Source organism: Solwaraspora sp. WMMD791 (assembly GCF_029581195.1).
In the GTDB taxonomy this organism is placed as follows: Bacteria; Actinomycetota; Actinomycetes; order Mycobacteriales; family Micromonosporaceae; genus Micromonospora_E.
Genome location: NZ_CP120737.1, coordinates 6872659 through 6893878 on the forward strand (window position 1 = coordinate 6872659; position 21220 = coordinate 6893878).

At 72.5% G+C, this 21220-nt stretch carries 19 protein-coding genes and 3 tRNA genes; 8 read left to right on the forward strand and 14 right to left on the reverse strand.

Annotated features, from left to right (window positions below; genetic code table 11):
- Nucleotides 1–183 precede the first annotated feature (183 nt).
- On the forward strand, nucleotides 184–4419 hold the full coding sequence (locus O7623_RS31040; protein WP_282226464.1) for a hypothetical protein: 4236 nt from the start codon (nucleotides 184–186) through the stop codon (nucleotides 4417–4419).
- 67 nt (nucleotides 4420–4486) lie between these two features.
- Here O7623_RS31040 and O7623_RS31045 read toward each other — a convergent pair whose 3' ends face one another.
- The 4 genes from O7623_RS31045 to bioB form a co-directional block, all read right to left on the reverse strand.
- Nucleotides 4487–5809: a S1 family peptidase gene (locus tag O7623_RS31045; protein ID WP_282226465.1), complete on the reverse strand. Its 1323-nt coding sequence runs from the start codon at nucleotides 5807–5809 to the stop codon at nucleotides 4487–4489.
- A gap of 138 nt (nucleotides 5810–5947) precedes the next feature.
- Nucleotides 5948–6460 carry a GNAT family N-acetyltransferase gene (locus tag O7623_RS31050; protein ID WP_282226466.1) on the reverse strand — a complete coding sequence of 171 codons (513 nt, stop codon included), beginning with the start codon at nucleotides 6458–6460 and terminating at the stop codon, nucleotides 5948–5950.
- On the reverse strand, nucleotides 6453–6662 hold the full coding sequence (locus O7623_RS31055) for a hypothetical protein (RefSeq protein ID WP_282226467.1): 210 nt from the start codon (nucleotides 6660–6662) through the stop codon (nucleotides 6453–6455). The genes O7623_RS31050 and O7623_RS31055 overlap by 8 nt, the downstream gene beginning before the upstream one ends.
- Before the next feature lie 7 nt (nucleotides 6663–6669).
- The gene (gene bioB / locus O7623_RS31060; RefSeq protein WP_282226468.1) at nucleotides 6670–7665 is read right to left on the reverse strand and encodes a biotin synthase BioB; all 996 of its coding nucleotides are present in this window, start codon (nucleotides 7663–7665) and stop codon (nucleotides 6670–6672) included.
- A 41-nt stretch (nucleotides 7666–7706) separates the two neighbouring features.
- On the opposite strand from bioB, the gene O7623_RS31065 reads away from it, so the two are divergent.
- Together O7623_RS31065 and bioD are read left to right on the forward strand one after the other, a co-directional pair.
- A complete protein-coding gene (locus O7623_RS31065; RefSeq protein ID WP_282226469.1) occupies nucleotides 7707–8846 on the forward strand; it encodes an 8-amino-7-oxononanoate synthase in 1140 nt (379 codons plus the stop codon).
- Nucleotides 8834–9568, forward strand: coding sequence for a dethiobiotin synthase (bioD, locus tag O7623_RS31070; RefSeq protein ID WP_282226470.1), 735 nt, complete (start codon nucleotides 8834–8836; stop codon nucleotides 9566–9568). The genes O7623_RS31065 and bioD overlap by 13 nt, the downstream gene beginning before the upstream one ends.
- A gap of 26 nt (nucleotides 9569–9594) precedes the next feature.
- Here bioD and O7623_RS31075 read toward each other — a convergent pair whose 3' ends face one another.
- The gene (locus O7623_RS31075) at nucleotides 9595–10809 is read right to left on the reverse strand and encodes a cytochrome P450 (protein ID WP_282226471.1); all 1215 of its coding nucleotides are present in this window, start codon (nucleotides 10807–10809) and stop codon (nucleotides 9595–9597) included.
- 4 nt (nucleotides 10810–10813) lie between these two features.
- Nucleotides 10814–11491 carry a 50S ribosomal protein L11 methyltransferase gene (locus O7623_RS31080; RefSeq protein ID WP_282226472.1) on the reverse strand — a complete coding sequence of 226 codons (678 nt, stop codon included), beginning with the start codon at nucleotides 11489–11491 and terminating at the stop codon, nucleotides 10814–10816.
- 192 nt (nucleotides 11492–11683) lie between these two features.
- Here O7623_RS31080 and O7623_RS31085 point away from each other — a divergent pair, with 192 nt between their 5' ends.
- Nucleotides 11684–12565 carry a hypothetical protein gene (locus tag O7623_RS31085; RefSeq protein ID WP_282226473.1) on the forward strand — a complete coding sequence of 294 codons (882 nt, stop codon included), beginning with the start codon at nucleotides 11684–11686 and terminating at the stop codon, nucleotides 12563–12565.
- On the opposite strand, the gene O7623_RS31090 is transcribed toward O7623_RS31085, so the two are convergent.
- The 4 genes from O7623_RS31090 to O7623_RS31105 all read right to left on the reverse strand — a co-directional run bounded on the left by O7623_RS31090 (nucleotide 12536) and on the right by O7623_RS31105 (nucleotide 16460).
- Nucleotides 12536–13732, reverse strand: coding sequence for an FUSC family protein (locus O7623_RS31090; protein ID WP_282226474.1), 1197 nt, complete (start codon nucleotides 13730–13732; stop codon nucleotides 12536–12538). The genes O7623_RS31085 and O7623_RS31090 overlap by 30 nt on opposite strands.
- Nucleotides 13733–13786: 54 nt before the next feature.
- Nucleotides 13787–14956 (reverse strand): L-rhamnose isomerase, encoded by a 1170-nt coding sequence (rhaI, locus tag O7623_RS31095; RefSeq protein WP_282226475.1) that lies wholly within the window; start codon nucleotides 14954–14956, stop codon nucleotides 13787–13789.
- A 21-nt stretch (nucleotides 14957–14977) separates the two neighbouring features.
- The gene (locus O7623_RS31100; protein ID WP_282226476.1) at nucleotides 14978–15325 is read right to left on the reverse strand and encodes an L-rhamnose mutarotase; all 348 of its coding nucleotides are present in this window, start codon (nucleotides 15323–15325) and stop codon (nucleotides 14978–14980) included.
- A gap of 91 nt (nucleotides 15326–15416) precedes the next feature.
- Nucleotides 15417–16460: a substrate-binding domain-containing protein gene (locus tag O7623_RS31105; protein WP_282226477.1), complete on the reverse strand. Its 1044-nt coding sequence runs from the start codon at nucleotides 16458–16460 to the stop codon at nucleotides 15417–15419.
- 188 nt (nucleotides 16461–16648) lie between these two features.
- Between O7623_RS31105 and O7623_RS31110 the strand changes: the two genes are divergently transcribed.
- A complete protein-coding gene (locus O7623_RS31110) occupies nucleotides 16649–17494 on the forward strand; it encodes a PmoA family protein (RefSeq protein ID WP_282226478.1) in 846 nt (281 codons plus the stop codon).
- Nucleotides 17495–17538: 44 nt separating this feature from the next.
- On the opposite strand, the gene O7623_RS31115 is transcribed toward O7623_RS31110, so the two are convergent.
- The gene (locus O7623_RS31115) at nucleotides 17539–18141 is read right to left on the reverse strand and encodes a TetR/AcrR family transcriptional regulator (RefSeq protein ID WP_282226479.1); all 603 of its coding nucleotides are present in this window, start codon (nucleotides 18139–18141) and stop codon (nucleotides 17539–17541) included.
- 266 nt (nucleotides 18142–18407) lie between these two features.
- On the opposite strand from O7623_RS31115, the gene O7623_RS31120 reads away from it, so the two are divergent.
- The 3 genes from O7623_RS31120 to O7623_RS31130 all read left to right on the forward strand — a co-directional run bounded on the left by O7623_RS31120 (nucleotide 18408) and on the right by O7623_RS31130 (nucleotide 18673).
- Nucleotides 18408–18480: transfer RNA gene (locus O7623_RS31120), tRNA-Gly, on the forward strand.
- 35 nt (nucleotides 18481–18515) lie between these two features.
- Nucleotides 18516–18586 (forward strand) — tRNA-Cys (locus O7623_RS31125).
- Nucleotides 18587–18598: 12 nt separating this feature from the next.
- A tRNA-Val gene (locus O7623_RS31130) sits at nucleotides 18599–18673 on the forward strand.
- Between the two features lie 155 nt (nucleotides 18674–18828).
- Here O7623_RS31130 and O7623_RS31135 read toward each other — a convergent pair.
- From O7623_RS31135 to O7623_RS31145, 3 genes are all read right to left on the reverse strand, one after another.
- The gene (locus O7623_RS31135) at nucleotides 18829–19944 is read right to left on the reverse strand and encodes a site-specific integrase (RefSeq protein WP_282226480.1); all 1116 of its coding nucleotides are present in this window, start codon (nucleotides 19942–19944) and stop codon (nucleotides 18829–18831) included.
- Between the two features lie 115 nt (nucleotides 19945–20059).
- Nucleotides 20060–20272, reverse strand: coding sequence for a helix-turn-helix domain-containing protein (locus O7623_RS31140; protein ID WP_282226481.1), 213 nt, complete (start codon nucleotides 20270–20272; stop codon nucleotides 20060–20062).
- Nucleotides 20269–21168 carry a DNA methyltransferase gene (locus tag O7623_RS31145; RefSeq protein ID WP_348775181.1) on the reverse strand — a complete coding sequence of 300 codons (900 nt, stop codon included), beginning with the start codon at nucleotides 21166–21168 and terminating at the stop codon, nucleotides 20269–20271. Before O7623_RS31145 ends, O7623_RS31140 begins: the two co-directional genes overlap by 4 nt.
- Between the last annotated feature and the right edge of the window lie 52 nt (nucleotides 21169–21220).

Below are 21220 nucleotides of genomic sequence, written 5' to 3' on the forward strand. Positions count from 1 at the left end.
ATCCCTTCGGCGGGTCGTCCGGCCCTCGGCGGGCACGGTCACCCTCCATCTTGTCGCTGTACGTATTCATTTGAATACCCATCATCGTGGATATCGGTCGCGTGTTATGGCCGAGCGGGCCGCCCGGCTCGCCACCGGGGTCTACTGTGCACAGGTAGACGTCCCGTCGAGGTGAGGAGGGCCATGCCGGACCAGGAAGCGGGCGATGCCGCCGAGCAGGCCCGCCGGGGGGTACGCGACTGGGTCCGCGCCGGTGCCCGCCGCGCCGGGCAGGGGCTTCGCGGTGCCACTCCGTACGGCGTCCTCGCTTTCCTCGCCGGATCCGCCCTGGCCCCGATCGCGGCCAGCGGTTTCGGGGTCGGCGGTCTGCTCGGTGCCACCCTCGACCAGCTTGGCCAGGTCGGCGGCGGATACCTGGCCGATGTGCTCGGTGAGACCGCCCGGCGGGCCGGCGGGCGGTCGCGCGACGAGCAGCTCCTGCGCGAAGCGCTCGGGCAGGAGCTGCTCGCCCGGCTCACCGCCGACGACGATGACGGCAGGTCCGCAGCGCTCGGTGCCGAGATCGGCCGCCTGCTGCAGGCGGTCGACGCGGTCGAGGTGGCGCTCGCCGCGGCGGCCGAGACCGACGCGTCGGTACGCGACGAGCTCGCCGCCGCCTTCCACGCGCTCGGCACCGACGTCGGCGCGCTGCAGTGGATGGTCACCGACGTCCGTCGCAGCCTCGGCGCGCTGCGGTGGGAGCTGGCGCAGCGCAGTCATGAGCAGCGCGTCGAGATGGAACGGGTCCGGCGGCAGCTGATCACCATCACCCAGCTGACCAGCCAGGTCGGACGCCCTGACCGACCAGCCGACACCACACCCGCCACCACACCCGACACCGCAGCCGCACGCGATGCGGCAGCCGGCCGGGCCGACGACGTCGACGGCGCTGCGACCCACGACGCGGGCGGCGCCGGCCTGGCGTGTCCCTATCCGGGCCTGGCGGCCTTCGAGCCCGAGGACGCGCCGTGGTTCCACGGCCGCGAGGAGCAGGTGGCCGAGATCCTCGGCCGGCTGGCCGAGCAGGCGATGGGCGGGCCGCCGCTGGTGCTCACCGGCGTGTCCGGCGTCGGCAAGTCGTCGCTGCTGCGCGCCGGCGTGCTGCCGGCCGTCGCCGTCGGCGCACTCGGCGACGCGCGGCAGTGGCCGTGGCTGCTGCTGACACCCGGCGCGCAGCCGCTGGACGAACTCGTCGCCCGGACCCTCGTCGCGGTCGGCCGGCCGGCCGCGGACGTCGCGGCGGCACAGGCGGCGGTCCGCGCCGCGCCGGAGTCGTTCGGCAGCGTCTGCCTGCCGGCGGAGACCGGGGTCCGGCCGGTCATCGTGGTCGACCAGTTCGAGGAACTGTTCACCCAGTGCGCCGACGTCTCCGGGCGGCTGGCCTTCGGCACCGCGCTGGCCAACGCCGCGCCCGCAGTCGTGCTGATCGCGGTCCGGGCCGACTTCTACCCGGACTGCGCCGAGTTGCCGGCGCTGGCCGGTGCCCTCGCCGCCGGGCACCAGGTGCTCGGCCGGCTCGACGCCGACCAGTTGCGCCGGGCCGTCGTCGCACCCGCGACCCGGGCCGGGCTGGAGATCGAGTCGGGCCTGGTCGAACTGCTGCTGGCCGACCTGGGGGCGCGCACCCCGACCGGGTACGACCCCGGCGCGTTGCCGCTGCTCGGTCACGCGTTGCGGGCCACCTGGTCGCGGCGCGACGGCCGGCGGTTGACCGTCGCCGGCTACCGGGCCACCGGCGGCATCCACCGGGCGGTCGCCGAGACCGCCGAGCGGATCTACCTCGACCTCGACGTGGCCGGCCGGGACCGGCTGCGAGCGGCGCTGCTGCGGCTGGTCACCGTCACCGACTCGGCGGTGGTGGTGCGTCGTCGGGGCGACCGGCAGCTGTTCGATCCCGAGTTGCTGACCCGGCTGGTCCAGGGGCGGCTGGTCACGGTCACCGCCGACTCGGTGCAGATCAGTCACGAGGCCCTGCTGGACAACTGGCCACGGCTGGTCGGCTGGCTGGCCGAGGACCGGGACCAGCTGCTGCTGCGGCAGCGGTTGGCCGCTGCGGCCGAGGACTGGCACGCCGGCGGGCGGGATCCCGACCAGCTGCTGCGGGGCGCGCGGCTGGCGACGGTCCGGGACCGGGCGGACCTCGCCGGACTCACCCCGGTGGAGACCGCATACCTCGACGCCAGCGTGGCCGCGGCGCACGCCGCCGAGGTGGCCCGCCAGCGCGCCGTCCGTCGGCTGCGGCGGCTGGTCGTCGGTCTGGCGGCGGCGCTGCTGCTCGCCGTCGTCGGTGGGGTCGTCGCCGTCGGCCAGCAGCAGGCCGCCGAGCAGCAGCGCCGGCAGGCGACCTCCCGGCAGTACGCCGCCGAGGCGCTCACCGCGCTGACGGCCGACGACGACCTGCTCGCCGTACGCAAGTCCCTCGATGCCTGGCAGCAGGCACCGACGACGGAGGCGTACGGTGCGTTGATCTCCGCGCAGGCGGTACGCACGATCGGCACCCTCGGCACCGGTGTCGGCGGCTCGGCGACCGCGGTCAGTCCGGACGGCAGCACGGTCGCGGTCGGCCAGCCGGACGGTCGGACCCACCTCTGGGACGTCGCGACCCTGCGTCAGCGCGACATCGAGCTGCGCGATCCGCGTGGCGCCACCGTCATGTCACTGGCCTTCGCGCCGGACGGCCGGCGGCTCGTCACCGGTGCGCTGCACCTGACCGAAGGCGTGCGGATCTGGGACACCTCGACCGGGGAACTGCTGCGGACCGTACCAGCGTTCGGCGCGGTCGCCTGGTCGCCGGACGGATCCACCGTGATCGCCAGCCGGTCCGACCCGGCACTTTCCCCGCAGGTGCAGGTGGCCGGATGGTCGGCGGAGACCGGTGCTCTGCGATGGTCGTTGCCGACCGGCACGTTCGGCTACGAACTGGCGTTGAGCGCCGACGGACAACTGCTGGCGGTCGCGGACCCGACCGACGACCGTACCCAGGTGTGGCGGCTGGCCGACCGGACCCGGCTGCGCGACCTGCCGGCTGCCTTCCACGTGGCCTTCGCACCGGACGACGCGCTGGTGCTCGGTACCGTCGACGGCGGGCTGCAGGTGTGGACGCTCGACGGGCAGCAGGTCGAGTTGTCGACGGCGCCGGACCGGGCACCGATCCCGATCGCGGTCACGCCGGACGGGATCCTGCTGACGCCTGGTGGGTGGCAGGCCGGTCGGATCGACACGTGGGCACTGTCCACCCAGCTGGTGGCGACGGGATACAGCGGCTACGCCGGCCGGGTGATCTCCGACCTGGCCGTGTCCGCCGACGGCCGGACGGTGGCGGTCACCGGGCAGGACGCGCCGACGGTGCTGTTCCGTCGCGGCGGTCCGGTGCTGCCGCACCCGGAGGCGGTGCAGTACCTCGTGGTGGATCCGTCGGCGGACCGGATCGTGACCGCCGCCGGCGACGGTGCGGTGCGGTCGTGGGACCTGGCCACCCGGACCGTCCAGCGCACGATCGGCGCGCCGGCCGGGGTCAACGGGCTCGCGATCGCCTCCGACGGCACGATCGCGGTCAGTACGGCGGGCGGGACCGTGTACCGCTACACCGCCGCCGGTACCTCGTTGCCGGAGTTGTCCGTACCGCTGGCCGCCGGTGCGCGGGTCCACAGCCCGGCGTACTCGCCCGACGGGCGGTTGCTCGCGGTCGCCGTCGACGAGCCCGAGGACCCCGACGACACGGGCCGGGAGCGTGACGGTGTCCTCGTCTGGCGACTCGACGATGCCGGGGCGCCGACCTATCTTCCGACCGGCGGCGAGGTCTCCGTACTGCGGTTCACCGCAGACGGTGCCGCGCTGCTGGCGGCGGTCGACTTCGCCGCCGCTTCCGGCGCCGACCTGACGACCGGCACCCAGCTACGGTCCTGGCGGGCCGCGGATCTGTCGCCGGCGGACCGGGTGGCGATCGCCGACCGGCAGCTCACCGGCCTCGCGGTGACCCGCGTCGGCGACCTGGTCGCGGTGGCCCGCAGCAACGGCCAGGTCGAGCTGCGGGCGGCGGCCGGACTGCAACTGGTACGGGTGATCCAGACGCCGACCTCCGGGCTGTCCGGGGTCGCCTTCAGCCCGGACGGCGACCTGCTGGTCACCACCGCCTACAGCGACGATCTGCTGCGGCTCTGGGCCGCCGACACCGGGCGGCCGGTCGCGGTGCTCGTCGGGCACGTCAACGACGTCAACGAGATCGGCTTCACTCGGGACGGTCACCTGGTCAGTGGTTCGCTGGACGCCACCGCCCAGGTGTGGGATCTCGACGCGGAGCGGGTCGCGCGGCGACTCTGCGGCGGCGCCGTACCGGCCGCCCGGACGGTCGGCGCGACGCCGCCGCAGTGGTGCGGTTGACCGACCCGCCGTCGGGGTCGACCCCGTCCGCCGGTCGACCCCGTCCGAGGTCAACCTCGTTCGGAGGTCAACCTCGTTCGTAGGTCAGGCCGCTCCAGAACGACGGCAGTGGGCTGAACCACGAGGTGTGCGGGGCCGAGTTGCAGCCGCTGGCGCTCCGGCTGTGCAGGCCGTACGCCCAGCGGGTGCCGCTGGAGCTGAGCCAGTACCAGCCGCCGCCGCTGTCGCCCGGGCAGGCGTCGTACCCGTCGACCCGGACCATGCCGCGCCGCTGAGGGTCGCTGACCAAGGTGATGGTGCCGCACGGGTTGCCCGGGCTGGCGGGTTCGGTGACCCGGGCGGCCAGGCAGACCGTCTCACCCTGCAGGATGAAGCCCATGGTCGCGGCCGCGCCGTCGACCGGCGCCGAACGGCCGGGCACGCCGTGCAGGTAGATCCGTCCGACGGTGTCGACGTGGTAGCCGGCGTCGGTGACCTGGATGGCGCCGGCGTCGACCCGGCCGGAGTCGATCGCGTCGGTCATCGTGCCGACGACGGCGGGGGTGGTGGTGCCGGTGGACCAGGCGGCGTCGAGCCCGGCGCAGTGGCCGGACGTCAGCAGCCAGCGGATGCCGGTGCTGCCGCGGGCGGTGAAACCGGCGGAACAGGTCGCCCCCGGTCGGCGGATCACCAGACCGGAGCGCAGGCTGTCGGTGCAGTCGGCCCGGGAGACGCACGCGTCGAGGTCGACGGCGTGGGTGTCGGCGGCGACCACCCGTACACCGGCGGGAGCGCGCCCGGCGAGCGCGGCCTGTCGCTGTCGCGCGACGGCGACCACGACGCTGTTGTCCACCACGTCGATGCCGACCAGACCGGCGGCGGCCGCGCCGAGCGGGTCCCGGCCGGTACGCAGCGCCTCGGCCTGCCGTTCCAGCTCGGCATAGGTGCGGGTGACCTGATGGGTGCGTACCGGTATCCCGAGTCGGCGGCCGACGGCGGTGATCTCGGCCGCGGCGGTCGGGCTGGTGACCGCGACCCGGTAGGTCGCCGCGTGCGGATCGAACCAGGCCCCGCCGAAGGTGGCCGACCGGGCGACGAGGTCGGCTTTGAGCAGGTCGCCCCGGGCCTGGGCGGCGACGGCGGTCGCGGCGGTGTCGGCGGTCATCCCCGGGTAGGTGGTCAGGTACGCCTGGATCATCGCCTCGGCGGTGGCCTTGCCGGTGTCGCGGGCGGCGGGGGCGCTCACCCCTACGGCCGGTGTGGCCACCGCCGGGGCGGCTCCGGCCAGGCCGGCTGCGGCGAGCAACGCCATGACGAGTACGGCGGTGCCGACCCGGCCCAGCGGGCGGGCCCTGCCGTCAGATGTGCCGGTGCCGGTGCGGGTGCGGGTCGGGCCTGAGTCAGCTGTCACGTGTCACGTCTCCTCCTCCGGATCCGGCGGTCGGGCGGGGACCGCCGAGGAGCAGGCTTACGCAGGATTATCGTTCGATAACTCTTCGTGTCAGAAATGCGATAGGACGGTGCCGACGTGGTGATGGTCTGTCCGGGTTCACAATCGCCGGTGCATCACGTGCAGGCCGACGTACCCGTGTCGTGGGTGTCGGAACGCCTCCGGCACCGTGGCCAGGACGTCGAACCCGAGCGAGCGCCACAGCGCCACCGCCCGTACGTTCGTCTCCACCACCGCGTTGAACTGCATCGCCCGGTAGCCGTCCGACCGGGCCAACTCCACCATGTACGTACCGAGTCTCCGGCCGACACCCCGCCCGGCCGCGGTCGGGCCGACCACGAACGACGCGTTCGCCACGTGGTCGCCGGCGCCACCCTGGTTCGGCTGACTGCGCGCGGAGCCCAGCACCACGCCGGTCGGATCGACCGCCACCACCAGGCGGCCCCGGGGTGGCAGGGACATCCAGTACCGCCGGACCGCCTCCTCCGAAGCGCCCGGATCCACCGTGAGGGTCTCACCGGCGGCCACGACCGGGGCCAGGCATCGCCAGATACCCGGCCAGTCCGCCTCCGTCGCCGCCCGGACGACCACCTCCGTGGCCGGCTCAGCCATCGGCGGACACCGTCGACGGGCCGACCACGCCGTGCTCGACGCAGCGTGCGGACCAGCCGGCCGGCAGCACCTGAACCGTCATCCGGCGGCGGCACCGGGCACAGTAGCGCGGCGGCTCCCAGGCCCGGGCGGCGACACAGTCGTCGTGTCGGCCGGTGTCGGCCCGCGTGCCGCAGCGGTCACACCAGATCGCGTCCTGCATGTCGGTCTCAGATCGTCGCCGACAGGGCCTTGACCGGCATCTTCAGATCGGCAAGCAGCGCCAGGTCCTCGGTCGCTGGGCGACCCAACGTGGTCAGGTAGTTGCCGACGATCACCGCGTTGATCCCGCCGAGCAGCCCGTCGCGGGTACCCAGGTCGCCAAGGGTGATCTCCCGGCCACCGGCGTACCGCAGGATCGTGCGGGGCATCGCCAACCGGAACGCGGCGATCGCCCGCAGCGCGTCCCTGGCGTCGATCACCGGACGGTCACCCAGTGGCGTGCCCGGTCTCGGGTTCAGGAAGTTCAGCGGCACCTCGTGCGGGTCGAGCTCGGCCAGCTGCGCGGCGAACTCGGCCCGCTGCTCGATGGTCTCGCCCAGGCCGAGGATGCCGCCGCAGCACACCTCCATGCCGGAGTCGCGGACCATCCGCAGCGTCTCCCAGCGCTCCTCGAAGGTGTGCGTCGTCACCACGTTCGGGAAGTAGGAACGGCAGGTCTCCAGGTTGTGGTTGTACCGGTGCACACCCATCTCGACCAGCTCGTCGACCTGCTCCTGGGTCAGCATCCCCACCGACGCCGCGACCTGGATGTCCACTTCGGCCCGGATCGCCGCGACACCGTCGCGGAGCTGCTTCATCAGACGCGCGTCCGGGCCCCGGACGGCGGCCACGATACAGAACTCGGTCGCGCCGGTCGCCGCCGTCTGCTTCGCGGCCTCGACCAGCGAGGGGATGTCCAGCCAGACCGCCCGCACCGGGGAGGCGAACAGTCCCGACTGGGAGCAGAAGTGGCAGTCCTCCGGGCAACCGCCGGTCTTGAGCGAGACGATCCCCTCGACCTCGACCTCCGGTCCGCACCACCGCATCCGCGTCTCGTGCGCGAGTTGCAGCAGCGCCGGCAACTGCTCGTCGGGCAGCCGCAGCACGGCCAGGACACCCGCTTCGTCCAGGCCGACGCCACGCTCGAGAACCTGGGCGCGGGCTAGGTCGAGGATCTGCGACATGGTCGTACCCTACAAGGCGGCGCGAGTGACGAGGGGGAGCCGTGGCGGACTGGTGGGACGGCCTGCGGCGGCGTGCCGCCCTGCGGGCCACGGCCGGGCTGACCCGGGAACTGCGCCCCCGGTCGGCCGGCGACGGGCAGGTCGATCTGGCCGGCAACGACTACCTCGGCCTCACCACGCACCCCGAGGTGGTCGCGGCGGCGGCCACCGCGCTGCACCGGTACGGGCTGGGCGCGACCGGCTCCCGGCTGGTACGTGGCTCCACCGACGCGCACACCGCCCTGGAGACCGGCCTCGCCGACTGGCTCGGCACTGAACGCAGCCTGGTCTTCTCCTCCGGCTACCTGGGGAACCTCGGCGCGGTCCGGGCGGTGACGCAGCCGCGTACCCTGCTGGTGTCCGACGCGCACAACCACGCCTCGCTGATCGACGGTTGCCGCCTCACCGGCGCGCAGACCGAGGTCGTCGGGCACGCCGATCCAGCCGCGGTGGACGACCTGCTCGCCACCTACCCCGGCCGGCCGGCCGTGGTCGTCACCGAGTCGGTCTTCTCCGTCGACGGTGACCTGGCACCGTTGGCCGCCCTGCACGCGGTCACCCGCCGGCACGCGGCCCTGCTGCTGGTCGACGACGCGCACGCCCTCGGAGTGATCGGGCCCGACGGTGCCGGCGGTGTCGCGGCCGCCGGGCTCACCGGTGCGCCCGACGTCCTGGTCACCGCGACCCTGTCCAAGGCGCTCGGCGGTGCCGGGGGAGTGCTGGCCGGCCCGGAGCCGCTGATCCGGCACGTGGTCGACACCGGACGGACGTTCATCTTCGACACCGCGCTGCCGCCGGCGGTGGCCGCCGGGGCGCTGGTGGCGCTGCGGCACGCCCGCGCCGGCGAGCGGCTGCGCACCGAGCTGGCCGACCGGGTGTCAGCGGCGGTACGCCGGTTCACCGCCGCCGGGTTGACCGTCGGCGGCCCACCGGCCGCCGGGGTGGTCTCGGTCGGCGCGCCCGACCCGCAGGCCGCGGTGGCCTGGGCGCGGGCCTGTCACGACAAGGGGGTGGCGGTCGGCTGTTTCCGTCCACCGTCCACCCCGGACCAGCGGGCCCGGCTGCGGATCACCGTCAACGTCGGGGTGCCCCGGGCCGACTTCGACCACGCGCTGGACGTGATCGTGAAGTGCGCGCCGTGACCGGCTGGCGGGGGCCGGTCGTGGTCACCGGCACCGACACCGGTGTCGGCAAGACCGTGGTGACCTCGGCGATCGCGGTCGCGGCGCAGGCCGCCGGGTTGCGGGTGGCGATGGTCAAACCCGGCCAGACCGGTACGGCGACCGGTGAGCAGCCGGACGCCGACGTCGTGGCCCGCCTCGCCGATCCGGCGACCGTGCGTACCCTCGCCAGCTATCCGGAGCCGCTGGCGCCACTGGCCGCCGCCCGGGTCGCCGGCGCCGAACCGCTGGAGCTGTACGCCGCCGTCGACGCGGTACGCGCGGAGGCCGACAAACACGACCTGGTGCTCGTCGAGGGGGCGGGCGGGCTGCTGGTGCCGATGGGGCTGCGACCCTCCGGCGAGCCCTGGACGGTGGCGGACCTGGCGGTGTCGCTGGGCGCGCCGGCCGTGGTGGTGGCCCGGGCCGGGCTCGGCACGCTCAACCACACCGCGCTGACGCTCGAGGCGCTGGAGCGCCGGGCGATCCCGGCCGGGGTGGTCCTCGGTGCCTGGCCGGCCGAGCCGGAGCTGGTGCACTGGGCCAACCTCAGCGAGCTGGTGCCGACCATGGTCGGGGCGGTCCCCGACGGTGCCGGCGGCATGGAGCCGGGGGTGTTCCGCCGCTCCGCGTCGGGCTGGCTGACGCCGGCGCTCTACGGCGTCCTGGACGACTGGCGGGCCTGGGCCGACGACGTCAGCTGATCCGCCCCGTCAGCTGATCCGCCCCGTCAGCTGATCCGCCCCGTCAGCCGGTCTGCCCTGTCAACTGATCCGCCGGTCGTCGCCGGCCGGCGGATCAGCAAGGCGTCGGGCATCCGGAACGACAGGTTGTCCGGCGACCACGGTGCCCGGACCACGTCGGCGCCGACCAGCAGCGGCAGCGCCTGCTCGACCACCACCGCCGTCTCCATCCGGGCCAGCTGCGCCCCGACACACCGGTGGGCCCCGGCGCCGAAGGCCAGATGCCGACGGGACCCCCGCTGACCCGGCACGAACTGGTCGGTCCCGGACACCAGCGCCGGATCGCGGCCGGCGGCGGCGAGCCAGAGCACCACGCTCGCGCCGGCCGGCACCGGTACGTCGGCCAACGTGGTGTCCACCGCCGCCCGACGCCGCCAGGTGACGATCGGTGGCACCAGCCGTAGCCCTTCCTCCACCACGTCGTCGACCCGGACCGACCCGTCGCGCAGCCCGGCGAGCACCGTCGGCTCGCCGACCAGCCGGTGCAGCAGCAGGGTCAGGAACTGCGAGGTGGTCTCCTGCCCGGCGACCAGCAGGAAGAACAGCGCCCCGACGACGGTGTCCGGCGGCTGCCCGCCCGCGCGCAGCGTCGCGGCCAAACCGTCGCCGGTGACCGCGAAGTCACGCAGCACGGTGTGGAACCGCCCGACCGTGTGTGCCAGTTCGATCTGCCGGTCGGCGTCCACCGGGGCCCAGAACAGTTCCAGCGCGGCGCGGGCGAACCGTTTGACCGTCGCCGTGGCCGCTGGCGGCAGCTGGACCAGCCTCGCCAGGACCAGCAGCGGCAGGTCGGCGGCGAGGTCGGCGTACAGATCGACCGGCCGGCCGGCGGCCAACGCGGCGTCCAGCGCCGCCACCCGGTCGCGGACCAGCGCGGTCAACCAGTCGACCTGGGCGGTGACCCGCGTCGGGTGCAGCACCTCGGCCACCGCTGCCCGGATCGCCGGGTGGGACGAGGTGCCGTTGTTCGCCAGCGTCGGCGGCAGTCGGAAGCCGTACGAGGCGAGGATCCGCAGCGCCGCGACGGGGATCGGGGTGACCGCGTCCAGGGCGTTGTCCGGCCGGTACGTGTCCGGGTCGGTCAACACCTGCCGGACCAGGGCGTGCCGGGTCACCAGCAGATGGTCGGCACCGACGTGGTCGGTGACCCGGGCCACCGGCGGCCACCGGTCGTCGACCCTTTCCCAGTTACGGAACAGCACCCGGTCACGCTAGCGTCCGGGCCGGTCGGCGTACCGGCGGGCGTAGCTGCCAGACCCGGGTGTGCCGCACCCGGACGCTCTCCAGCGCCGGGGGCACCGGCACCTGGTAGCTGCCGAGCTCAGTGAACCGCTCCCGGGGCAGGAACGCCCGGTCCGGGTCGCCGACCAGCACCCGGGCCCCGTCGGCGGCGGCGGTCAGCAGGAACCGCAGCACCCGCGCCGCCATCGCCTCGCTGTAGAAGACGTCACCGGCGAGCACCACCTCGGCGTCACCGTGGTCACCGTCGAGCAGGTCACCGACGGTGACGTCCAGCCGTACGTCGTTGGCGGCGGCGTTGAGTCGGCTGGCGGCGCCCGCGACCGGGTCCAGATCCACCGCGCGGACCACGGCCGCGCCGGCCCGGGCCGCCGCGACGGCCACCAGCCCGGAACCGGTGGCCAGGTCCAGCACCCGTAGCCCGGCGACGGTCTCCGGCCGGTCCAGCAGGTACCGGGCGAGCGCCTGACCGCCGGCCCAGGCGAACGCCCAGAACGGTGGCGGTTGTTCGCTGCGGAACTCGCCCTCGGTCAGCTCCCACAGCCCGATCGGCTCGGCCGCCTGATGCAGCCGTAGTTCGGGTACGTGGGCCACCGGGGCGAGTCGGGTGTGGGCGCGGACGAAGTCCGACGGGTCGGCAGACACGTCTGCGGATTGTGCCGGGTCGACCGACCGTCGCCAACCTTGGCTCGGGGTCACCGGTTCACCACGGGTGGTTAATTCGCCCGTTTTACTTTGCGCTGGGTGACAAGTTGGGCCCTGTCCCACCAGCCGGCACGCACGTACCGTGGCCGGTGGACATGATCGGTGGGACAAGGGATGAAGGTGGTGGGCTCGGTGGGGCGAATCGCGACCGGAGTCGCGGTCGGGCTGGCCGGAGTTGCCGGACTGCTGTTCAGCGCCACACCGGCGGCGGCGCAGGGCGGATACCAGGCCCAGATCACCGAGTTGCCCGACGAGGCCGTCGCCGGTGAAGGTCCGGTGGGCATGACGGTGGTGGTCAGCCGGGACCTTGGCGGGGACTGCGAGAAGGTCCGGTGGTCGCTGCTGCTGCGTGTCGACGGCGTCGAGTTCGACCAGATCCGGGCCGCCCGGGTGGAACAGGGCCAGGCGTTCGCCGTCGACGTGCAGATCGACGACGACACCGCCCGCCTCACCGACGTCGCACTCGACCCGGGCACTCTCTGCCAGGACCGGACCGTCACGGCGCAGTACCAGTTCAGCTTCACCGACGACGCCGAAGGTCGGGTGACCCTCACCGCCGAGGCCTACGACGAGGACGTCAACCTGCTCGCCGACACCGCCGTCACCCTGCCGGTGGTCACCGAACCCGGCGGGTCCGACCCGGAGCCGACCGAGTCGGTGCCGCCGGTCGTCGACGACCCGGCGGTCATCGCCGACGCCCCGGCCGGGACCGGTGGTGGGGGTCCGCAGCCGGTCGACGCGATTCCCGCAGGTGACACCTCGGGGATCCCGGTGGCCTGGTTCATCGCCGGTGGCGCGATGGTCTTCGTCGGTTTCGGCCTGCTGATGCGGGTCCGGGCCCGGCTGCTGCGCTCGACAGCGGACCCGGACGGCCCGCTGCCCGCCACCGGGGCCGTGCCGGGGCCGTCGGGTGACGGGTGGCGGTCGGCGGCTGATGTGTGGCGGTCGGCGGCGGCACCGTCGTCGGCCACCGGCTGGGGCCGGTCACGGCCGGGGCGGAGCCGGTGGCGGTGACGGTGGTCGGCTGTGCCCGGCGGCGCGGCGGACCATCCGGTTCGCGGCCCGCCGCCCGATCCCGGTAGCCCGCAGCAGGTCGCTGCCGGCCGTACGGACCTGCGCCACCACCACGTTGCCGGAGTAGCCGAGCCCTTCGGCGTACGCCGACCCGGACTGGTCGACCGCCCCGAGCGCCTGCTCCCGGGTCCGGTGGAACTCCCGCCCCCGGTCGAGTTCCTGGCGCATCGTGCGCAGCGCCTCGCCGAGCTGGCGGACCGCGGTCGGCAGCTGGCCAGGCACCGGTTCGTCGTCCTCGAGCACCGAGACGATCCGGCGCAGCATCGCCCGGCAGTTGCGGGTTGCGCGTTCCAGGTGTTCGCCGCTGCTGGTCAGCTCGGCCAGCACGTGCCGGTTCGACCACCGCTGCGGCGCCAACGTCACCACCTCGTTCGCCGCCGCGAGTGCGTCCTGCAGCGTGGCCAGGCGTTCGTCGAAGTCCCGTACCCGGTCCAGCGCCCGCTGAGCCTGGGCGGCGTCGCCAGCGGTCAGCGCCGCCGCGGCGTCGTCCAGCAGCGTGGCCAGCCGATCAAGCGCCGGTCCGACCGCACGCTGCACCAGCCGCAGCGGGTTGAGCGGCAGCAGCACCAGCACCACGGCGAGCCCGACCAGACCGCCGACCACCGCGTTGACGAATCGGGGTACGACGATGTCCGGGTTCGCCGGGGCCAGCGTGGCGATCAGCACCGCCGTGCCGCCGGCCTGCACCAGCAGGGTGCTGCCGCCGCGCAGCAGCAGCGCCAGCGCCACGGCGATGGCCACGATCATCCCGGTCTGCCACGGGCCGCTGCCGACCACGGCGATCAGGACGTCACCGGCGCCGATGCCGACGGCCACCCCGATGACGGTCTCCAGGGTACGGCGGAGTCGGTTGCCCAGGGCCGACACGATGGTGCCGACCGCGATCGCCGGGGCGAACACCGGGTCCGGGTTGCGCAGTACGTCGTCGGCGAGCAGCCAGGCGAGCGCGGCCGCGACGCCGGCCTGCACCGGGATGATCATGTTGCCGCGCAGGTGCCGCAACCGTGCGCGGCAATTGCGGGTCAGCCGCGTCCAGCCGTCGCGTACCAGCCGCGTCCAGCTCTCGCGGCTGATGCGCTGGGCGGGCCGGGTGCGGTCGTCGGGCACGTGCCGACCTACCCGCCAGTGCCCAGCGCAATCCTCGACGGAGCGCCGGCCGGGTCAGGCTCCCCAGCCGGCCTGCTGCCCGCCGCGACGTTCGGCGACGATGCGCTGCGCGTAGCCGCTGCGGGCGTAGGCCGCCATCGGGTCCGGGTCGAGGCCCTGCTCGGTCCGCAGCTCGCGCAGCATCGGGCGGACGTCGGTGTGGAAGGCGTCCATCAGTACGGCGTTGGCGCCCAGCACGTCGCCGGCGGCCTGCGCGTCGGCCAGGGCCTCGGCGTCGACCAGCAGCGCCTTGGCGGTGGCCTCCTGCACGTTGAGCACCGACCGGATCTGGCCGGGGATCTTCGGCTCGATGTTGTGGCACTGGTCGAGCATGAAGTTGATGCCGGCCGCCGGGTCCAGCGCGTCGGCGGCGACGATCTCGAACATGATCCGGAACAGCTGGAACGGGTCGGCGGCACCGGCCATCAGGTCGTCGTCGGCGTAGAAGCGGGAGTTGAAGTCGAACGCGCCGAGCCGGCCGGCCCGCAGCAGGAACGCCACGATGAACTCGATGTTGGTGCCCGGGGCGTGGTGCCCGGTGTCGATGACCACCTGCGCCCGCTCGCCCAGCCGCAGACAGTGCGCGTACGCCGTACCCCAGTCAGGCACGTCGGTGGTGTAGAACGCCGGCTCGAACAGCTTGTACTCCAGCAGCAGCCGCTGCTGCGCCCCGAGCCGGGCGTACGTGGTGTCCAGGGCCTCGGCCAGCCGGTCCTGCCGGGCCCGGATGCTGTCCTGGCCGGGGTAGTTGGTGCCGTCGGCGAACCACAGCTTCAGATCCGTCGATCCGGTGGCGTCCATCACGTCGACGCAGTCCAGCAGGTGCGCCACGGCCTTGCGGCGGACGCGCGGGTCCGGGTTGGTGACGCTGCCGAGGCGGTAGTCGTCGTCGGAGAAGACGTTCGCGTTGATGGTGCCGATCCGTACGCCGAGGTCGACGGCGTACCGGGCGAGCTGCCGGTAGTCCTCGACCCGGTCCCATGGGATGTGCAGCGACACGATCGGGGCGATGCCGGTGACCGCGTGCACCTGGGCGGCGTCGGCGATCTTCTCCTGCGGGGTGCGGGGCACCCCGGGCTGGGTGAAGACCTTGAACCGGGTGCCGGAGTTGCCGTACGCCCAGGACGGCACCTCGATCCGCTGCGTGCGCAGTACGGCTTTGATTCGTGCGGTCACGTCAGGCATCTGCTGCCCCGCCGTCCCAGGTCACGCGTCGCCGGTCGCGGCGAGCTGGTCGTCAAGGTTGAAGATCTCGTCGAGCAGGACGAAGCCCTCGTCGGGCCGGCGGCCGTCGAGGTCGGTGAAGTACGGCGCCATCTCGGCCTGCCACCGGGCGTTGACCTCGGTCGCGGCCATCGCGGCCTGGGCCGAGGCGAGGTCGGTGGCGCGGACGTGGCCGACCAGCAGGCCGTCCGGGTGCAGGAAGAGGGAGTAGTCGTGCCAGCCGGCGTCGCGCAGCGCGCGCAGCAGCTGTGGCCAGACTGCGGTGTGTCGGGCCCGGTATTCGTCGATCCGGTCGGGGCGGACCCTCAGCAGGAAGCAGTAACGCCGCACGTCGCCTCCATATGAACCGTTTCAATAGTGGTCCAAACATATGAGCGCGCCGATACGGCTGTCAAGGTCGGACCGTCGATGGCCCGAGGGCTCAGAACGCCGGACGTGGCGGCCGGACGTCCTGGCTGGACTCCCGCACGACCAGCTCCGGGTCGAAGACCACCTGTTCATGGCGGTGGGTGCCGGGATTGGTCGCCTCGTCGAGCAGCAGCGTCGCGGCGGTGTGGCCGAGGCGCTGCCGGGGCTGACGTACCGATGACAGCGGCACCGCGGCGGCCGCGGCGAAGTCGATGTCGTCGTAGCCGACCAGAGCGATGTCCTCGGGGACCCGGACCTGCTGGCGGGTCAGCCCCTGCAGAACGCCGAGCGCGAGCAGGTCGTTGGCGCAGAAGACGGCGGTCACCCGGGAGCTGCGGGGCACCCCGAGCACCCGGGCGGCGGCGTCGCGCCCGGCGGACACCGTCAGGCTCGGCGTGTCGAACCGGCGCAGCGCCCGCTCGCTGAGCCCGGCGTCGACGAGCGCCGCCGCCGCTCCGGCGTACCGGTCCCGGACCTGCTCCAGGTGGGTCGGCCCACCGACGAAGGCGATCCGCCGGTGGCCGGCGTCGATCAGGTGCCGCACCGCCAGTTCGCCGCCGAGCCGGTCGTTGACCGACACCGAGCACAGGTCCGGCCGGCGGGAGCGGCGGTCCAGCAGCACCACCAGTACGCCGCGTTCCCGCAGCTGCAGCAGGCGTTCGCTGGCGTCGTCGACCGGGGTGATCAGGACACCCTGCACCCGTTGCTCCTCGAGCAGGTCGAGGTAGGCGTTCTCCCTGGTGGCGTCGCCGTCGCTGTTGCAGAAGATCACCGGCATCCCGGCGGTGCTGGTGGCCTCCTCGACGCCCCGGGCCACGTCGGTGAAGAACGGGTTCGCCACGTCGAGGACCACCAGGCCCAGGGTGCGTCCCCGGCCCCGGCGCAACTGCCGGGCCGCGTCGTTCGGGACGAAGCCGAGTTCGCTGATGGCGGCGAGCACCCGCGAGCGGGTGCCAGCGGCGACGATGTCCGGCCGGTTGAGCACGTTCGACACGGTGCCGACGGAGACGCCGGCGCGGGAGGCGACGTCCCGGATGCTGATAGCTGGTCCCGGCACCTGGTCTCCCCTCGACGGCGGTCCACTGACGCTGTGTGACATGTCACCGCCTGCGGTCGATTATCCGTGCCGCCGATCGCTGCGGGGCAGCGGTGCCGGCGTCGGTCGCCGCCCACCGTCGGGCGGTCGACCTGGCACAATCGGCAAGCGCTTTCCCGATGGTGGGAAAGGAGTACGGAAGGAGCCCGATGACCGACAACCTGATGCTGCGGGTGGCGGGACGCCCTGTCGCCGAGTACGTGGTCCACCCCGACGTCGACCCCCGGTACTCGCCCCGGCCGTACCTGCATCCCGTGCGTACCCTCGCCGGCGTGCCGGTGACCGACACCCTGCCGGAGGACCACCGCTGGCACCTCGGTGTCTCCGTCACGATGCAGGACGTCTCCGGGACCAATCTCTGGGGTGGCCGGACCTACGTCCGCGACGCCGGCTACACCTGGCGCGACGACCACGGTCGGATCGTCCACGACAGCTGGCTCGACCGTGCCCCGGACGGGTTCCGGCAGCGGCTACGGTGGTGCGATCCGGCGGGCGCCACCCTGCTGACCGAGGACCGGACGGTCACCGTCGGCGAGGTCGCCGGGCACGCCACCGCCTGGCGCTTCGAGATCGGGTACTCCTTGACCGCCCCCGCCGACCGGGAGATCGTCCTTGGCAGCCCAGCGACCAACGGACGCCCCGGCGGAGCCGGGTACGGCGGCTTCTTCTGGCGGCTGGCCCCCGGCACGCCCACCGTGTTCACCGTCGACGCCGACGGTGAGGAGGCGGTCAACGGCAGCACCGCGCCGTGGGTCGCGCTGACCAGTCAGGGTGCCGACGGGTCGCCGTACACGGTGGTCTTCACCGGCCTCGGCGACGGCGACCACTGGTTCGTGCGGGCCAGCGGTTACCCGGGGGTCTGCGCGGCGTTGGCGTTCGACACCCCGGTGCCGGTGCCGGCCGGCGGGCAGCTCGCCCGACGGCACCGGGTGTACGTGGTCGACGGGACCCTGCGGCGCCCGGACGTCGTCGCGCTGCTCACCGCCGCCGAGTGAGTCGCTGCCCGACGTTGATTGAACCGCTTCGATCGATGCGATGGTCACGCCAGTTCGTTCGGTGTGCAGCCGATCTCCCGGGCGACGGCCAACCGGATCCACTCGGTGAGCTGTCGCCGGGAGACGACCCGGTCGTGCATCGTCGCCTGCACCGCGAGTCCGTCGATCAGCGCGTTGATCCGCCACGCCGCGCCCTTGGGATCCGGGCAGGTGAAGGTGCCGTCGGCGCAGCCGGTGGCGATCACTCCGGTCAGTGCCTCCTTCCACCGCAGGTCGAGATTGCGGCACACCCGGTTCAGTGCGGGGGTACGCATCGATTCGGACCAGCCGTCGATCCAGAGTGCCCACGACTTGGCGCGGCCGGTCGGCGCGTACAACCGAATGATCTTCTTGATCTTCTCCAGTGGCCCGGCGGTCGACCGCACGACGGCGTCGAGTCTGGCCAGATCCTGCTCGGCGGCGTACGCGAACGCCTCGGCCAGCAGCCGGTCCTTGGTCGAGAAATGGTAGAACACCAGCGCCTGACTGACCCCCGCCGCTTCGGCGACATCAGCGGTACGGGTGTTTGCCAGCCCGCGTTGCACGATCACCTCGCAGGCGGTCCGCAGCAGCGAGTCAAGGCGTATCTCGGCCGAACGTCTTGTCACGGCGAACACGGTAACGCACTATCATCGATACGATGAGTTACCAGTCAATTTCCTGACTCACGTCGGGGCGGAGATCGGCTAACCCGAACTCGCCTCGCGTGACGGGGTCCGAGCGGGAGCCCGTCCGTGCCGCGATGGGAAGTTTGTCCAGCACATCGGCATCGGGCGCGCCGAGGTGACCCCGAGTTGGCAACCGCGCGACGGCTCGGCTAGAGTTCTCATTCGTCGGCAGGAGCGCCCCAGCGGGGCGGGAAAGCCGAGCATATGCGGACGTAGCGCAGTTGGTAGCGCATCACCTTGCCAAGGTGAGGGTCGCGGGTTCGAGTCCCGTCGTCCGCTCGGAGATGCCACCACGACACGTCGGGGGCAACCTCGGTGGAGTGGCCGAGAGGCGAGGCAACGGCCTGCAAAGCCGTGTACACGGGTTCAAATCCCGTCTCCACCTCGTCAACAACGAGGGCGATTGGCGCAGTGGGAGCGCGCTTCCTTGACACGGAAGAGGTCACTGGTTCAAACCCAGTATCGCCCACCAGCTGTACGAGCACGTCACGTGGCCCGTTGCCGGACATCCGGTAACGGGCCTACTGCTGTCGCGGCCCTTACCGGGGGAGCGCAGGGGGAGCGGGTCCGCTCCCTGGGGGTGACAGCTTCCGTTAACCGACTGTCCTGCTCCACGGTGAGCACTTCCTAGTGCGAAGTGTTGTCACCCCAGGGTCGGGGTGTCCGCTCCCACCGTGCCTGCAGTCTGTCGGCGAGCCGCTGCTCGACGGTAGGGCTGACGTGGCTGTAGATGCCCCGGATGCCGGGGAGGCGGTGGCCGAGTCGCTTGGCTTGGGCGACCTCGGGTACGTCGTCTTCGATGAGCCAGGTCTTGTGGCTGTGCCGTAGGTCGTGGAAGTGGAGTCCTCGGATGATGGCGGGGATGCCGTTGGTGGGGTCGCCGTCGGTGGCGGGTCGCCAGTGGCGGCGGTGGAAGCTGGAGCGGCGGTGTAGGCCGCCGTCGCGGCCGGTGAAGACGTGGTCGTGGTCATGGCTGTCGAGGTGGGTGCGTAGTAGTTCGACGAGGAACGGTGGCAGGAGGATGTCGCGTACGGCTGCCGGGGTCTTCGGTGGTCCGAGGGTGAGGTGGCCGCCGACCTCGTGCAGCGCGCCTTCGTCGGGGTCGATGAGGATGCGGCCGTCGCCGAGTTTGCAGTTGGGTCGGCGTAGGCCTGCGAGTTCGCCCCAGCGCATCCCGGTGTAGGCCGCTGTGATGATCATGATGCGGTTGGGTGTGGTGACCCGGCTGGCGATCGCGTTGACCTGTGTGGGGTTGGCCCAGGGCCGTTCGGGGCGGTGTGCGGAGGTGTTGCGGAGCCGGCGGCAGGGGTTCATGGTGATGCGGCGTTCCTCGACGGCTTCTCCCATGATCATGGAGAGCAGGCTGAGGATGCTGGCCACGGTGGAGTCGGCGCGTCGCCGGTTGAGGTCTTTGATCCACCGTTTGACGGCCATTCGGGTGATGCCGTTGAGGGGGGTGTCGCCGAAGCGGGGCAGGATGTGGATGTCGAGGTGTGAGCGGTAGCGCTCGAAGGTGGAGGCTCCGACGTCGTGGGCGTCGAGCCACTGCTCGACCCATTCGGCGAGGGTGATCCTGCCGTGTTCCGGGTTGATGAACACGTCGCGCTGTTGGTCGGTTTCGATCGCGTTCGCGCGGGTGCTGGCGGCCGTCTTGGTGGGGTGGGTGCTGTCTGTGGCGACGCTGCCGTCGGGGTTGCGGAACCTGACGCGCCACATGTCGCCGCGCTTTTCGACCCAGGCCATGTTGGTGCCTTCCTGGTTGCTGGGATGGTGGTCCGGCCGTGATCGGGGCCGGACCACCATGAACGCTCCCCGTGTCAGGGCGGGTCAAGCACTGCCGTCGGGGGTGGATGGACGATCAGTGTTTCTGCTGTTCAGTGGGGGTTTGCGCGCCTGCCGCGATGATCGTTTTCAGGTCGGTGGGGGAGAATCGCAGGTGTTTGCCGATGAAGGTGCACGGGATGGTTCGGGCGGTGGCCTTCTTGCGGAGCCACGACGGATTGACCTGGAGGAGGACGGCGGCCTGTTCTGCGGTGTAGAGAAGTTGCGTGTCGGTCGGTTCGACGCTCACGAGGTCTGCCTGTCCGAGACTGGTGACGAGGCTGGGACGCCGCTCAGTGGGGCTCGGAGGACCACAACGTCTTCGTGCTGGACGAGCCATTGCGGGTCGCCGGTGGCGATGGCGTCGCGGATGTTCTTCTGCTGGAAGAAGGAGGCCCGGGGGATGATTAGGCCGTCGCGGATGCCGCAGATGAGGGCGATGCATTCCTCGACGAGTTCGAGGCCGGCGTTGATGCCGGCGGCGGTGACCATGCCGGGGATGTCGATGAGTTCGCCGTGGCGGCGGTAGGGGCGGGCGGTGACGATGACGTGTCCGCCGGGCCGTAGGAGCTGGCGGGAGCCGGTGAGGATCGCGGTGAATCCGTCGGCGAGTTGGCCGTGGCTGCGGTAGGCGAGGTTGTCCCCGGCTCCGTACTTGTGGTTGAGCTTGCGGACTTTGCCGCGTCTCGGGCCGGGGGTGCGGACGTGGCCGTGGGTGGACGATCCGTACGGCGGTGAGGTGATCACCAGGGAGACCTGTCCGTGCAGGCCCGCGGGCAGTAGAGCTGGCAGGGCGGTGGAGTCGCCGTGGAAGATCTCGCCCCGGCCTGGTGCTCCGGCTTGGACGGCGTGGCGAATGTTGTCCGCAGCCTTGGCGACCCATTCGGCTTCGTACTCGATGCCGACGCCGTGTCGGCCGAGGTGCATAGCTTCGATGACGGTGGTGCCAATGCCGGCCATGGGGTCGAGCACGACGTCGCCAGGGTTGGTGTAGGTGCGGATGGCGTACCTGGGGATGGTCGGCAGCATCTTGCCGGGGTGCTTCATCGACTCCGGGGTGTATCGACCGCGTCGCAGGTCGCGGGACGGGTGTTGGCCGGTGAGCCAGACGGAGCCGAGGTAGCCCTCGGCAAGCAGTGCCGCCAGGTCGGACCCGTCGAGGTACGGAGATTCGGAGTCAGGGGAACCGGTGGTCCGA